Below are 14,753 nucleotides of genomic sequence, written 5' to 3'. Positions count from 1 at the left end.
GGGAGGCCACCATGCCGTCATTGCGAGTAGTAGCGGTTGTCGTTGATCTCGTTCACCGTAAGCATTGATTTCGACGGGACATCATCCGGACGGTCTGCTGGACCTTCGTTAGTCTCGGTGTGTGCTTTATTTTTGCAGGTCGTAGCGCTCACTCACGGGGGTTCGTGACTGCTGTTACGTGCGTTTCGACGTGTTGAGGGAGATTAACGAGTAGTCGTCAAGCGTGTCGACGACGTTAGCAGGAAACCCTGTGGGGCATTGGTGGTACGAAAACATCATAACTCGACTCGAGTTAACCAACAACGAAGGCCATCAACATCGACTTTGTTGGTTAAGCGAGCCTCGCGGCTCGTTACTCTCCGCAGTCGAAAGTTCACCCCAACACGTCGACGTACGTCGATGCTTCTACCAGCACACATCATGGCGGTCAATTCTCGGGATTCGCCCGCTCGTTCGACTGTAATGGTCAAGTCACCCGATTCGTAGTCGGCCTCGAAGTCGACGGTGTACGCGTCTGAGTCGTAGGCGGTGTGATAGGCACGATGGCGTTTGAGCGAGCCAGTCGGCTTGAAGTGGAAGAATGCAGCCGACGTGTAGGGTTTGCTCTGCGCCTCAATCTGTGTTTCGACAGACGCCAGTAGCGCGACCTGGGGCGTCTCCGTGTCGATACTCGCAGCGAACTCCGTCGCTTCCTCGACGGTTGCTTGCGAATGTGCCGGTGTCTCGCCGGTGAGCACGTTCACCGGGGTTCCCGTCTCGTCGGTGAACAGGACATCTTCGAAGGTGTGTGTCCCGAGGATCGCCTCGGGATCCAACTCGCAGTCGTGGAATGGGTCGTCGTCTGAGGTCATCGAATCACGAGCCTACAGTGGGGCTCACCCATTCCTGCCCCTGAAAAACAGTGCCTCAAACCGGGTTAGCCATTAGCGATTGACTTTGCTAGTCGAGTGCCGGATACCAACGTCAAGCAACACAATACATAGTACTCAAATGTCAATTACGGATATAGGTTATGGGGAGTTCGGCAACCTAATAGACGGTGCAGTTTCGTATATGTCTCGCAACTCGCCCTTGGAGCGAGCTTCGTGGTTCCGGAAGCAACGGCGCGCACGACCGTTTGAGTGCAGAATCTTATGGTATTTGTAGAACTCGCACAGGCAGTTCTGAATATTCGCTAACGACAGCTCTAGCCGCTCTCCGTCTTCCGTCTCAAGGTAGGGGAACTCCAGGCCCAAGCGGTCGAACTCCTGTCGCTGGTTCTGGCGGAGCCACCGCATCACGTCGAGGCGAGTAAACCCATTGAACTCAGTGACCAGCTGTTTCAGCCCCTTCTGTGCGCCTGGGCCGGGAGACGACCAATCGTCCGGAGAAAACGGGAGCACAGAGTCACTATCATAGTAGTCCACAGGATACAACAGGTCGACTAGGACCTGGTACGACAGGAAGTTCCCGAACCCCGGCTGCGACCGGATCAGATCGTACGCATCCGCCAGTGACTCGGCCGAGAGCATATCGTTGAAGAACGCCGGATTATCAGCAAGCTCCCCGAAAAGCGCAGCCACGTTCTCAACCTTATCGGACGACCCCATATGGTTGTAGCCGCTGACCATGTACGCCCCCGTGAACACGGTCTCCCCCAGGTCGTCCCGCCGATGCTTCAGCCGGTCCTCGAACTCTGCCGAGTCGAACGCCTCCAGCGACTGAAACCCGAGATACTCATGCGTTTCAAGCCGGCCGATCAACCGGTACAGCATCACGTTGAAGATCTTATCCCGGCGAGACGCATCCTCCTCCAAGATGTTCTGAATCACGTACTGCGTCCCGGGATCCAGCGCTCGATAGACGTTCGTGAACCGGTACTCTTGCAAAATGTCGTCATCCGTCCACGGCGCTGGTCGGCCCTCAACAACCCGACGATACCATACCTTCTGCCGTTCGGCGATGAACTGCCAGAACAGGTCCAGTGATTCCGTCTCGAGACTGTTTCGGATTTCATCGGGCTTCGTCAAGGACTCAGACATTATTCGTATGCATGGAAAGCCAGTCGTTGACTCATTGAATCTTACGACCCCACCCACCTCTCACCAACATTCGGCAGGAGAAACACTTTATGGGGCGAAAGCATCCACCAGAACGTAAAATGAGGTATGAGCCTGATGGAGCCCCCGATTACGCCCCACCTAACGATCCGTGGGAGGAGCATCAGGCATCAGACAATGCCAAAAGCTATCTAACACTCTACTACTGCGAGGACGAGATCAGCAAGTACCCTGTCCGGGAGGTGACCAAGGTCAACGACAACAAGAGCGACCCGAACCTCGAAACGATGAGTTACGGGCTATGCTCAACCTGTACCCGGGACATCCGATCCGGCCTGGTGAAGAACAACCGGCCCTATATCTTCTTCTGCACGAACTACAAGGGAGAACGGCATCTCGCCGGGTACTACCATATCGGTTGGTACTCGCTTGGCCCTCCGCTACTCACCAACTACAGGAACGGAAGCATCCGGGACGACTACCGTCTTGTGGCGGACGAAATGAAATGGCTCTACCCGCCGATTAGCTTCGACACGGTAGCCGACGAGACTGGATTTGGCGGCATCCTATCTGGGTTTAGAAAGAAACTCGTCTCCCCTGAGACGACTGACGCCCTCCTCAGCTTGTTCGAGGAGCGGGAGGACTGTTCGCAGCAGTACCTTAACGAGATTCGGCGATTGGAGCTGGTCAATAAGCGGTATCACGAGTACCGATACCCGACCTGGGAACGGGAAGCCGGATTCAGCTGGGGGTCTGTCCAGAACTACGTCGAGATGATGCAGTCGGGCGAGGAAGAGGACACCAAGGAGATCCTCGAAACGAAGGTGGAGGAGATGGACGTCGATCTATCCCTCGTCGCCTCAGAGAGCGTGTCCGACTGGTACTGTCTGATATGTGACCACGAGTTTGAAAATGAGGCACCGCTGAAATTGTGCCCTAACTGTGATAACGGTGGAGGAATTATTCCCGAAAGAGCGATCAACGCATGAGCGACTCCACAGGACTCCTGGATCTGCAGAAACAGCAACAAGAACACGACAAAGGGCATCACCGCGATATTTTCACACTCCCGTATCCTGATAGGATGAACCACTACGTCCTGCACTTCTCGAAGTACGTGGGCCGGATGTCCCGTGACTATGCCGATGATGATATGCGAATCCAGCAAATCGAGAAAACACTAGCGGACAGCTTCATCGTCGGACTGGCAGCGGCGAATACCCTCAACCTTGACCTGCAGAGCGAACTGGAGGAGATGTTCGGTCTGGAAGCCGATGGCGTAGACGAATGGGGGAAAGCACTGAATCCATCGGAGGAGGTGATGGACTCGGAGGAGTTGCAGGATTGGCTGTTCGAGCGGATGGCTTCACCTGCTGGCCGTATGGCGAACGCGATGGAGTCGTTGGACCNGATGGACTCGGAGGAGTTGCAGGATTGGCTGTTCGAGCGGATGGCTTCACCTGCTGGCCGTATGGCGAACGCGATGGAGTCGTTGGACCACATGGAGCCGATGAATACTCGTGAGGTCCTGGAAGAAGAAACGGTCGAGATCGTGTCCGATCTTCTCATCGCCGCGGAGAACCTGGGGACTGACATCGAGCAGATACTGGATGACAGATGGACCGAGATCGAAGAAGAGTCCATCCTGTAAACCGGGGCTTCGTACATGGTAGAGAACTTCGACGAATTCTACGAGGGCTTCTATAAGCAGCAGTTCGAGTGGTACGACTCGAAGGCGATCAGCAACAAGAAGTATCATCGGTGGATGAAGATATCCCAGATTGTCTTGGCCGCGATCCTACCGGTTGCCGTAACCTTGTTTCCAGTGACGTCCAGCGCGTTCTGGAAGTACGTGATTATCGTCGCCTCTGTGCTACTTATCATCCTCGAAGCTCTTGAGTCGTACTTGAACTACCAGAAGAAGTGGATGAACTATCGAACCACCGCCGAGGGACTGCGACGCGAGGAGCAGATGTTCAAAACGGGGACGAAGGAATACGAGGGCGCGGAGAATCCTGAAAAACTGTTCGTTGAGCGGGTGATGGCGCTCACAAGTCAAGAGAACCGGTACTGGGAGATTACTACGCGAAAGGCACAAGAGGCCTAGTCACGTTGTGTCATTAAGCACGGCTTACCAGGCCGCATGGAAGAATGACGACCCGTCGAGTATTCATCAGTTACGAGGGAAGCGACCGGATGAAAGCGAAGGGCTTCCGGCTACTTCGTTGGAACAAGAACGTCGATGTCGAGTTCCAGGACCGCCATCTTCTAGACCCAGTTGACAGCACGAACGACCAGTACATCCGGCAGTGTATCCGGGACGAAATCCATGGAACCTCCACCACAGTCGTCTTGGTAGGCGAGAACACGAAAGACAGCGATTGGGTGGACTACGAGATCGAACGGTCACTGAAGGACGGGAACGGCCTGGTCGCGATCAAAGTTGACGACAGCATTAGCGACGAGGATGTGCCAGACAAGTTGAAAGAGAACGGAGCCGAAATCATCGATTGGAACCCAGACGAGTTCGGCGATGCGATTGAACGCGCTTCGAGCCAGCGTAGCAAGGTCGGCCAATCGACCGTTAGAGGCCGTGTTGGAACCGGTTGTGGCCGCTAATGGCCTCTATCTGGACATATAATCGGTAGTGATTGTTCTCAGTCCTTCTAGTCGCATCAACTCGGACCATCCTTTCTGACCCACCATGAGCGGTTCAGACTCGCCTTCTCGAAGGGTAATTCTCCAGTCGGAATGAGCAGCACCTGTCGGTCTTCGACCCGCTCGGCCAGCTTCCGTTTCAGGTACTGCCTCGCCGTCGACGGCGTGAAGACCCCCTTGTCAAGCATGTCGCCGACGACGTCTTTGAGGGCCGCGAACTGTCCCTGCAGGTGGCCGTCGCCGACCGGCTCGCCGTCGTACCAGCGCACCGTCGCGAGCGCGCCGTTCCCGACTGTTTCTCCCTGTTCGACTGTCTCCGAGTCGTACTGGAGCCCGAACCACAGCGTCCGATAGGCGGTCACCTCGAACGTCGTCGACACCACGAAGAACGCCTCGTGGTGGAGGTAGTCGAGATGGTCAGCGACGATCTCGTCGAGGGTGAGCCCGGTGGCACGAGGCTTCGGTTCGACGACCGTCGACGGTCGATCCTCGTCAGCGAGGTAGCCGTCGACCGCATCTGCCTCGAGGCCATCGGCCAGTTCCGCCAGCAGCTGTTTCGCCCACTTTGAGTCGGTGTCGTCGCCACCGAACGGCGACTCAGCCGAGATGCGGCGCTTGAGCTTCAGGTTCGCTGCGCCCCAGTGGCTGTAGTGGAGCGTGTACTGTCCGTCCGTGCGTTCGTACGCAACGAGTGCGCGGTGTCCCATCGAGCAATCACCTCACGGGGCGACCGCGACTGGATCGCCCCGCACCCCTCCCGGGGGACGAAAACGCTACTCGTCGATCGGGTCGGGGGAACTGAGGTCCGCGTGGAGGACTTCGCCGTCGCGAACGACGTACCGCTTGGCCAGGACTGGGAAGCGGCATTTGGTGAATCCCGCTGTCTGGATATCGAACTCTTCGTTGGCTTCGAGGTGGTCGGCGAGTTCTCGCAGGAATTCGTGGGTCACGATGCCGCCTTCGTAGTCCGGCAGGCCGTTCTCCCGCGCCTCGTACACCTCGAAGTCGTCGTAACCCCAGATGGTGAACTCTCCGTCTTCGGTCACCTCCCAGTCGAGCGTCCCGAAGCAGTAGCTCTCACAGAGCTCGCGGACTGCCTGTGGATCCGATACGATCGCGCTGGTCGACGTCGTCGCAGCTTGCAGTGTGGCCATATCTGGATTTTACGGGGTCGCCCCCGCACCCCTCTTGGGGGCGATAAACAGACGCGAGAAGCCCCTCGCTTGGCGTGGTCGGGGACTCTAGTCAGGAGTCTGCGTGGGCGTCCGCCCCGGCTCCGTCGCCCGGCCACATGAGAAAGCTCACCTCTTCCAAGAGATCTCTCGCGGTCTCGACTCGCTCACGATCCGCCTCGTCCAACCGGTCGACGTCGAGCCGGTTGAGATTGCTGAGGACACGGTGCATCCGGTAGCCTTCCTTGAACTGTTGGTCCATCAGAAGCGCCTCACCGCTCGCCAGCGCGGAAAGACTCCCAACCGGGACTGGCGTCGGGGGTGGAGGAGGTAAGATCGTAACCAACAAAACTCGGTGATACTCGCAGGCTGTTGGTTAATCAATATCCAGTACTAATGCTACTCGAGACTAGGGCCGTAGCGATCAGAGCCACACACCCGGCACTTCCAGATCGGCTGTCCCGTCCACACCTCATCCGGGATCGACTCGTGGGCCTTGAACCGATACTTCGTGAACCCCGGTCGGNCCCGGCACTTCCAGATCGGCTGTCCCGTCCACACCTCATCCGGGATCGACTCGTGGGCCTTGAACCGATACTTCGTGAACCCCGGTCGGTTAACTAGATCAGCGAGCAGGCCGCGCCGCCTGGAGCACGACCAACGAGGAGCACCAGGCGCTCGTCGACCAGGGCCAATTGCGCTGCGTCGAGGCGGGCGAGACGACGCGCTATCAGCCGGACTACACGCGACTGCTCTTCGAAGAAATCTGCACGCTCATCGAGGAGAACACGCGCGAGGAGTTGCGGAACGAATTGGTCGCGATAACCGAGGAGACCGAGGAGTGGCAGGCGACCTACAACGTCGAGACATGGGAAGACTTCGAACAGTCGCTCGCCGACGGCGACCTCGCAAGTAGCGAACTTCGCGAACGCCGCGACGTTATTGGACGTTGGGAGGAGTACCAGGAAGACCGCCGACTCATCAAGCACGCGTTGGCACTCTACTCAGATGTCGAAGCCCCTCGCGAACAGATGATCGATGTGGCTGACCGTGACACAAACTAATTTTCGCGGTCGTCGAACCTGCGGGCGTCATAGGGCGACACAGCTATTCGTCGGACTGCTCGCCCAACTTCTCTCGAAGCTCGACCGCGGCCTTCTCGAAATGTTCCGCGAGGAGCGGCGTTCCCGATGTCGCCCGCTCGTCGAGGAATGCGACGGCGTCAGTGATTGCATCAGCGTCCCGTTCTGCGGTCATGACACAGTCGACATACCCGTCGAGTGCCCGACTGAACGCACGCGAGAAGTGGTCGTACGCGCCGTCGACGCGCTCCATGTTGTCGTCGAGCGACTCAACGAGTGCCCGGTAGACGGTCGCCGCCGACGCGTCCCGCTCCTGCTCGCGGTACTCGCTCGCGAGATCGAACCACTGCGTGAAGTTGATGGGCTCGAAGACGACGGGGTACTCAGGGTTCGTTTCTTCGAACCGCCGGTCGATCGCGGTGCGATGCTCGTCGACCGACTGGCTCGTCGGCTCGCCAACACGGGCGAGAAACCGATCACGGAGATCCGTATTGGTCGCGAGTTCGTCACGCAGGAACGCACGGAGTTGGTCGGCGTCGGCACCGTCAAGTGTGGCGTCAAGTCGATCGCCTTCGTCTGCAGGTGGTTCGTCGACACACCGAAGCAACACGGCGACGACGTGCTTGCATGCTCCCGGCCCGTCGTACGGACAGTCGCACCACGGGGCAAACCCGTTGGTGGCGAGGTCAACACGGACATCGTACTGACGGCTGCCGCTCACGACTGCGGTTACAGTAGTGTCGATGCGGTGAATCCCGTGGATACGGCCCTCCTCACGGTATCGTTCGCCGCGTTCGAAGACTGCGTCCGTGCAGATGTCCCGGACTGCGTCCTCGGTTACATCCATCTTTACGGTGGGTTTGACGAACTATTCAGCCGATCCAGTGCATCATCCTCGTACGCTGTTCGCCACATTGCATGGATGGCACGCGTCACGAGTGACGCCTCGGTCACGTCGATACAGGACGGTTCGGCGTCCGTCGTCGTGGCCTCGGGCGGCGGGTGGAAATGGATCTCGGGGGAGTGTGTGTTCGGATGGCGATCGAAGCGCCAGTTGACGTCGTTGCTATCGACGTAGTGGAACGAATACATCCCCAGTTCGCTCCACTGGATATCGAGCCGAGCATTCTCGGCGTCGCCCAATCCATCGCTGAGACTGATCTGCAGTTCCGTAGGGGCGACGACATCATCATACGCCGTTTCGTCGACGAGCGGCTCAAGTTCGAGCCAGAGGTCACGAATCCGCTGAAGTGCCGGAAGATAGATCGGCCCGAACTCGCCGGCGCGGTCGTTACCGTTCATACAGCGAGCTGGTGGCTGGCCTCGTCGTAGGCGAGTGCAGCTTGGGCGACGGCGAGATTCTGCCGCGTCGTGCGCCACGCGGTGAGGTCGTCCCAGCCGTCCGTCTCGCCGGCGTCGAGTTGCTGGGCGAGTTCCTCGGGTGAGACCACATCGTAGCGGTCCTCGTAGCGCCGGATCTCGGCCTTCATCTCCTGGATGCTGTCGAGCAACTCGGGTCGAGTAACTTCCTCACGTAGCTCACGGATTCGGGACATCAACACCCGGTCGCTGTTGCGCTTGTACAGCGTCGTTTGGCCGTCCAGTTCGGTTTCTGCGAACCCGGTGTTGACGAGCGCCTTGCAGTGGCGACGTGCTGTCGGCTCGCTCACGAGGGCCCGCTCGGCAATCTCGGCTGCCGATTGCCCATCGTGGGTTTGTTCGACGATTTCGTACACTCGCTCGAACGGAGTAGTGTCGTCTTTCCAGTCCGCCTTGACCTGCTCGTTGACGTCGTCCCACGTCTCGGTCATACTGGATGCTACGCAGTCTAGAAACAAATAGTTTTCTGGGAAAATTATCTAACGGTAGTAGGTGTGCAGGTGCGTTGTCAGGCTACCTGCTCCTCTAACGTCTCGTGATGCGTCCGGACAGTCGTTGGCGTGACGTTCCCTGTTTCCGCGACGTCACTTTGCGTCAGCCATTGCCCCTCCTCGCGACCGGCCTTGTAGAGGCAGGCCGCTGCAAACCCGGCTGGATGGACGCCGGTCGTGACGCCACGCTCCTCGGCCTCCTCCGCGAGGGTTCGGGCCCGCTGTCGGATTTCGTCTGGACACTCGAGGTCCGACGCAAGGCGGGGCACGAACATGCTGGGGGAGACGCGGTCAAAGCTGCTTCTGACCTGTTTTCTAAGCCCGTGGTGTTGTTGTTCGAAGCTGGTTCGTATCCCCTTGATTGACCTAACGCTGAAGAGAGTTGGTGTCGAAAACTGTGACAATAATGATTCGTGAGCGGTCTCCGGAAATAGATCTTCATTCAGTTTCTGAGGAATTGGAGTCGGTCTCTGAGGTACTATCTGCGACGCTTGATAGAGGCGGTTTAGTCGTCGAGCTGGAGGACCAGTCTCTCCGGGTGATCCCTACAGATCGTTTCCATTCGGCGGAGGGAGAGCCGGAAGACACGGACAATGTGCTGTATGCAACTAAAAACGGCTTTATCGAGCTCAGTGAGGAGGGATTCTTTCAGTACGAACTTTCGGACTCCACGGACCACAGCATACTGCTAACCCAGATCGTTACCGGAGAAGGAAGCTCCAGAGAGATAGATTCGTTTGAGATGATGGATTTGCTTGCTGATGCAGGCTATTTGCCGCCTTACACTCCGGAGCCTCTGAGAGAACTGATGGCGGGTTGGGCCGTTTCAGAGAAGGACTATTCAGTGCTCGATATCGCTGCGGGAACAGGATCTCTAATGCAAAAAGCCGCTGAATACACAGAAGGCTCGAAATTGGTAGGCATCGAAATCGAACCACTATACGCTGATTTAGCCCGTAACAGGCTAAAAGAGAATGAGAACGCCGAAATAGTTACTCAAGACTTCTTTGAATGGCAACTACCTGGGACATCTTCAGGTGACGAGGAGGCGGAGAAGTTTGATGCGGTCATTGGCGACCCGCCCATGGGAAGGCTGTTCCACGTCAGCCCAGAAAGACGTGAAAGGATCCAAAAATGGGCTCCTGGCAGAGGAAAGATCGCTTCAGCAGCCTTTGTCACTAAATCTGTTTCACACCTGAAAGAGGGTGGTAGAGGGGCGTTCTTGCTTCCGAAAAGTGCATTGAAGCAGGGCTTATTAGAGGAGTTGACTGAAAGCTGCGGGATCCACCGGGTAATTGAACTGCCTGTTGGTCCGATAGGCAGTGCTCGTTCCACGGAGTTGGTACTGCTCACGGTAATCAAGGAAGATAGACCACGAGATGTACGTGAGACAGGGATTGGGAAATTCAATCAGACGGAGTTACCTGAGAACGCTCGGGGATTGTTCGAGCAACCGCTCGACATGATACTCCAGAATCGCTACAACCCCTACAACGTGGAGTTGGTAAAGGCGTCCCACGAGGATTTGGAAGCTAGGAACGTGGTGCGGATCCTGTCGAACCCGCCTATCTATGATATCATCACTTCTGACGGCTTCACTCGTTTCGGCGATCTCTCAGGTGTCGAGGCAGGAAGCGGGCTCAGTACAGGAAACAACGACTTCTTCTATTTCAGCGAAGAGGAACGAGAGGACTCCGGTATCGATGACAAGTTCTTCCGACCGGTAATCAAGAACCCATCCAGCGAAATCAGGGCTATCACCTCTGATGACATTGATCTGTACCTTCTAGATCTCCAGTCCTACACGGACGAACTCGAATCAGAGGGAGTAGAGATTACTGAAGCTAATGTAGTAGAGGAATTGAGAGAGGATGGCCACAACGAATTGGCAGAGTATATCGAAAATGAACCAAGGCGCTACAACCAGGAGGGCCCGGTATTCGAAGTAGATTATCGGGGTGTGTTCGAGAATCCAGACCTGGTTATCCCTAAGATTTTCGATAACCAGCGTTGTTACAGAGTTGAGGTTGAGGATGCGTTGTTTGATACTGCTATGATCGGATTGCAGGCAGAGACCGATGAGATACGGGATTCTCTGGCTCGGCTATTGAATACGCCGTTGTATAAGGAATTCTTCCAGACGTATGCCGATCCGATAGACTTGGACTGGTACCGGCTCAATTTTGGATCTCTACGAGATATCCCCATTATCAAGGGTGCCCTGAGCCAGGACCTGTTCAACCGTATGGAGCCGTTCTTCCCTCCCGAGGATGACGGAGACCTGGTCAGTTTGAACCAGCTCTTGATAGAGAGCTGTGAGAGTGATAGTGAGAAGGAATCAATCCGCCGGTACCTTGCGTCCAGAGATGATTTCGCATGGTCCTGGTTTATGACTCCATCTGAGTTTGAAGAGTTTCAACAGTTACTGGAGTCAGATGAGGAAGCAGCCCGTGAGTTCATTGTTGAACGGTTTGAGGAAGAGCTTCTCGACAAGGCTCGGAATACATTCGAGAATATCGGGTTTTTTGAGGATCGGAGTGAGTTGTTGAACGACTTATTGATGGAGTTTGAGCAGGGGCATTACAGAGGTTTTCTTGCTGGTATTGTTCTCCAATTTGAGGGGGTGCTGGGAGATTTAGTGGAAGAAACAGGCGGGGAGATTATCGAGAAGGATCATGAGACGAAATTCAAGATGCCGGGAAGAGGCCGGACCCAGACGAAGAATCTGGGTAGTCTGATATCGCACTTCTTTGATGGCGTATTCAGCACTTTCTTAGATGAGACTGTAAGGCAGAGACGTAACAAGATCGCCCACGGCGACATTATCGAGAACAGCCGCGAGCTCTCGATCTACTTCTTCATATCATTCTATGCACTCTGCAACGCTTCTCTGAACGAATACGTGCGGCTAGCTGAGGAAGATCAAATCGGAGTATCCGTCTGATATCATCCGAGCTGAGCTATCCGTGACAGGAGACCCTTGTTTTGGTTGATGTTGAAGGGGAACCCGTTTTGGAGTGTTTCGTCGGCTTTGATTTGGATGTGGTTGCCGTCTTGTGTTGCGCGTGCTTCGCTGGGTAGTGTGCGGGCGTATTTTCTGACGCTGCTGTAGACGCCGAGTGAGTCGTCGAATTTGGCGATGAGGTTGCCGTTCCGTCTTTTGAATTCGTCGAAGCCAGTTTCGTAGATGTCTCTGGTTGCCATCGTTCTCACCGTGTTCAGGGAACTCGCCAGTACAGCGAGCCCCTCACCCATTGAGGGGACAATAGACTCTACGCGGGAGTGAAGTGCCTATACCGGGCGTAGAAGACCTCCCTCAACACGAGACACCATTTACAGCAAGCAGTCTGCTACTCAAGACATATGTCACTTTATTGGTTCAGGGATTAAGAATCCGGAGTCAGGTGTTAAACACCTACGGAAGATATAATGAGAATCAAGCGCTGATGTACGTCTACGTGCCTTCTATAGAGACTATACAGGAACATTGGGAGAAGGCTGAAAAAGAACCCAGAGAAGCCTTTAGCTTCACCTCCGACTTAGAGATCTTTATCCGGTTTATCGACGACAGCCCAGAGACAGCGAACGAGAAGATCCCAGAAAAATTAGGGCCGATAACCCATTTCCACCCTCTGATAGCAGCAATCGAAGCCCTGCGCCAGTGGAAGATCAACAATGGATCTTACGACCACGCACGAGCCGCGAAACACCTCCTCAGCAAATCGCTTCAGCAGGGACTAAGAGAGGAGCACGATTCGATCATCGTCAGATCTCTTCAGGAACTGGTCGATCTCCAGGCCAAACTATCTCACGACAACTCGTCTGAACTCTCCACCGCTGTCGACTTCTTAGACGACAGATACTACGAAGAGGAGAAAGGCACGAGAACCGGATTCGAGGAAACGATAGACCTCGTACTTGAACACACGGACCCTGACAAATCCTTCGACCGAGGTCTACTCCAACGGCTCTTTGTGATTTGTATCGTCCGTGCGAACCGGTATAGACAGGAAGACCACGAACTGGGGGAGAATGTCACCGACCAGAACGCCTGCCGCGATTTCCTGGGAAAAGCCATCGAGATCGGAAGAGCACTCGATATCGACGACGCCGGCCTCAAACGGAGATACACGGAAGAATACTGGCGATACGTCGAAACACAAGGCGAGCGAGACGCCTTGCTGAAAGGCAATATAATCGACGAGGCTCTTCGTGACCCGATCGTATCTGAAACGCTGGACGACGATGAAAAGGTGGAGTGGAAGAACGAGATGCAGGACTCGATCCGGGAAGGCGGACGAGAGCTGAAGAACTCCGGGAAGAAAATCCAGAAAGCAGCCCCAGGAACGCTGAAAGCACAGTCAGAAACTCTTCAGGATATCTTCAAAAATATCGCAGTCCACGACAACCCTACGAAGGCACTCTACTGGCTTGTAAACGAGTTCGAGCTGCTCCCACCGTTTGGAGAACAGGACCCGGAGCACTTCGCGCTAATTGATCACGTAGACAACCTTCACCCGCAGCTGTCAGGCCACCTCACTCAGGTCGGTCCTGACGACGACATCACTCAGGACTACGCTCAAGACCTACTCCAATCCCATGTAGTGATCTCCGGAGCGGTCATTAGACTGATCGAAGAAGGATGGCTTCGAGAACGGGACTTCTTCCGTCTACTGAACATGGTCTCCGGGCTTTCAAACCACACCATCTGGTACCTTACGGATGCCGTCAACCACCTTTTCGACAAAGAATATGCCGCCTCCATCCACATCAGCATCCCCCGACTCGAATCAACCCTCTACGAACTCCTGAACGATCTCGGAGACGACGTCGTCCGGCAAATGGACGGCGGCACCGGCACAAGAACACTCACACCACTCATCTCCCAGATCGACACCCACGCAGGAGAAGAATTTCAGGAATACATCGAGTACGCGTACAACGAGAAAACCGGAGAAACCGCCGACGGCAACATGAGAAACCGGACAGCGCACGGTCACCTTCGAATAGGACAGGACCACCACATCAACGCCGTCATGCCAATAGTAGACATCCTCCGGATCGGTTACCAGCTCAGACCTACCCCCTTCGTAGCGAAATTCGGCCATCCATGTAAATATCTCTACGTCAACGGTGGTCCGCTCCCGTAACCAAAGGTTCAGGAATCCGGTGACTATCACCGTCAGTTCGCTTAAATACAAGCTTCTCATATATATTTGCCAAGACGGTGCTACGTGGCCGTGTTCGGGAAAATACAGTCCGGGCTGACTCAACTCTACGCAAAGAACCTGGGAGGAGTTACCGACACCGGAGAATACTCTGCCAGCGGGATCTCACGGACCGTGTACTGGTTCCACGACGAGAGTAAACGGATGGGAGACTACTCTCCGCTCGGCACCCTCCTGATGAACGAGCAAGCCAAAGAAGACTTCTCAGAAGATGTCGTCGACTACGTTTTCCTCCATGAGGTTGGCCACGACCAGATGGGATTCATTGGGAGGGCCCTATTCTGGACGTTCTACCTAACGTTCGGCCTGCTCTTCCTCGCCGGGATAATGGCCTTACCACGCACACTCGTTGTAGCCTTCCAGTTCGCACCCTCCACGGTGATGCTGCCTGCCTACCTGATCATAGGGCTCGGAATCACTATCGCCGCCATACTTCCGTTCGTAGCCGTTTGCTGGATCGATGAGACACTGGCCGAACTCTTTGCTATCTCCAAGATCGGACGATCACAGTATCGATCCGTACTCGACGAGGTCAAGGAAGAATCCGATGCTGGACTCCTTCACAATATCCGCCTCCGAATCCAGTACCCGCCCGAACCACTGATTCTCTGGATCGCACGTAAGCGAGGGATCGGCGGCCAATAGAACCCTACACCCGTGAGAGAATTTATCCGACTCCGTCTGAAAGGGAACAGGTAAGGAA

At 55.6% G+C, this 14,753-nt stretch carries 14 protein-coding genes and 3 pseudogenes; 7 read left to right on the top strand and 10 right to left on the bottom strand.

Annotated features, from left to right (window positions below; translation table 11 throughout):
- Positions 1-437 precede the first annotated feature (437 nt).
- Positions 438-851, bottom strand: a pseudogene (locus tag C454_RS00430) (hypothetical protein); the annotation flags it as partial.
- Between the two features lie 159 nt (positions 852-1,010).
- Positions 1,011-2,021, bottom strand: a complete 1,011-nt coding sequence (locus C454_RS00425) for a nucleotide kinase domain-containing protein (protein ID WP_004971404.1) — start codon at positions 2,019-2,021, stop codon at positions 1,011-1,013.
- 119 nt (positions 2,022-2,140) lie between these two features.
- On the opposite strand from C454_RS00425, the gene C454_RS00420 reads away from it, so the two are divergent.
- From C454_RS00420 to C454_RS00405, 3 genes are all read left to right on the top strand, one after another.
- The gene (locus C454_RS00420; protein ID WP_004971401.1) at positions 2,141-3,028 is read left to right on the top strand and encodes a hypothetical protein; all 888 of its coding nucleotides are present in this window, start codon (positions 2,141-2,143) and stop codon (positions 3,026-3,028) included.
- A gap of 677 nt (positions 3,029-3,705) precedes the next feature.
- Positions 3,706-4,146, top strand: a complete 441-nt coding sequence (locus C454_RS00410) for a DUF4231 domain-containing protein (RefSeq protein WP_004971395.1) — start codon at positions 3,706-3,708, stop codon at positions 4,144-4,146.
- A 44-nt stretch (positions 4,147-4,190) separates the two neighbouring features.
- The gene (locus C454_RS00405) at positions 4,191-4,658 is read left to right on the top strand and encodes a TIR domain-containing protein (protein ID WP_049904856.1); all 468 of its coding nucleotides are present in this window, start codon (positions 4,191-4,193) and stop codon (positions 4,656-4,658) included.
- Between the two features lie 56 nt (positions 4,659-4,714).
- Here C454_RS00405 and C454_RS00400 read toward each other — a convergent pair whose 3' ends face one another.
- The 3 genes from C454_RS00400 to C454_RS00390 form a co-directional block, all read right to left on the bottom strand.
- Positions 4,715-5,404, bottom strand: coding sequence for a DUF6735 family protein (locus tag C454_RS00400; RefSeq protein ID WP_004971392.1), 690 nt, complete (start codon positions 5,402-5,404; stop codon positions 4,715-4,717).
- A 66-nt stretch (positions 5,405-5,470) separates the two neighbouring features.
- Entirely contained in the window at positions 5,471-5,851 is a 381-nt protein-coding gene (locus tag C454_RS00395; RefSeq protein WP_004971390.1) for a hypothetical protein, read from the bottom strand.
- 91 nt (positions 5,852-5,942) lie between these two features.
- On the bottom strand, positions 5,943-6,131 hold the full coding sequence (locus C454_RS00390) for a hypothetical protein (RefSeq protein ID WP_004971389.1): 189 nt from the start codon (positions 6,129-6,131) through the stop codon (positions 5,943-5,945).
- 284 nt (positions 6,132-6,415) lie between these two features.
- On the opposite strand from C454_RS00390, the pseudogene C454_RS00385 reads away from it, so the two are divergent.
- Positions 6,416-6,933, top strand: a pseudogene (locus tag C454_RS00385) (DUF7342 family protein).
- 43 nt (positions 6,934-6,976) lie between these two features.
- Here the strand turns inward: C454_RS00385 and C454_RS00380 are convergent.
- The 4 genes and pseudogenes from C454_RS00380 to C454_RS00365 all read right to left on the bottom strand — a co-directional run.
- Entirely contained in the window at positions 6,977-7,798 is an 822-nt protein-coding gene (locus C454_RS00380) for an SWIM zinc finger family protein (RefSeq protein ID WP_004971387.1), read from the bottom strand.
- Positions 7,799-7,800: 2 nt separating this feature from the next.
- Positions 7,801-8,253: a hypothetical protein gene (locus C454_RS00375; RefSeq protein ID WP_004971386.1), complete on the bottom strand. Its 453-nt coding sequence runs from the start codon at positions 8,251-8,253 to the stop codon at positions 7,801-7,803.
- Positions 8,250-8,762 (bottom strand): winged helix-turn-helix domain-containing protein, encoded by a 513-nt coding sequence (locus tag C454_RS00370; RefSeq protein WP_004971385.1) that lies wholly within the window; start codon positions 8,760-8,762, stop codon positions 8,250-8,252. Before C454_RS00370 ends, C454_RS00375 begins: the two co-directional genes overlap by 4 nt.
- 77 nt (positions 8,763-8,839) lie before the next feature.
- Positions 8,840-9,112, bottom strand: a pseudogene (locus C454_RS00365) (transcription initiation factor IIB family protein); the annotation flags it as partial.
- A gap of 116 nt (positions 9,113-9,228) precedes the next feature.
- Between C454_RS00365 and C454_RS00360 the strand changes: the two are divergent.
- Complete coding sequence (locus C454_RS00360) at positions 9,229-11,766, top strand: HsdM family class I SAM-dependent methyltransferase (protein WP_004971384.1); 2,538 nt, start codon at positions 9,229-9,231, stop codon at positions 11,764-11,766.
- A 2-nt stretch (positions 11,767-11,768) separates the two neighbouring features.
- On the opposite strand, the gene C454_RS00355 is transcribed toward C454_RS00360, so the two are convergent.
- Positions 11,769-12,077 (bottom strand): hypothetical protein, encoded by a 309-nt coding sequence (locus tag C454_RS00355; protein WP_004971383.1) that lies wholly within the window; start codon positions 12,075-12,077, stop codon positions 11,769-11,771.
- 191 nt (positions 12,078-12,268) lie between these two features.
- On the opposite strand from C454_RS00355, the gene C454_RS00350 reads away from it, so the two are divergent.
- Positions 12,269-13,972: a hypothetical protein gene (locus tag C454_RS00350; RefSeq protein WP_004971381.1), complete on the top strand. Its 1,704-nt coding sequence runs from the start codon at positions 12,269-12,271 to the stop codon at positions 13,970-13,972.
- An 84-nt stretch (positions 13,973-14,056) separates the two neighbouring features.
- Positions 14,057-14,695 (top strand): hypothetical protein, encoded by a 639-nt coding sequence (locus tag C454_RS00345; RefSeq protein ID WP_004971379.1) that lies wholly within the window; start codon positions 14,057-14,059, stop codon positions 14,693-14,695.
- Positions 14,696-14,753 lie beyond the last annotated feature (58 nt).

Source organism: Haloferax gibbonsii ATCC 33959 (assembly GCF_000336775.1).
Taxonomy (GTDB): domain Archaea; phylum Halobacteriota; class Halobacteria; order Halobacteriales; family Haloferacaceae; genus Haloferax; species Haloferax gibbonsii.
The sequence above is the reverse complement of the archived record's forward strand: the minus strand, read 5'-3'. Positions and strand labels throughout refer to the sequence as shown.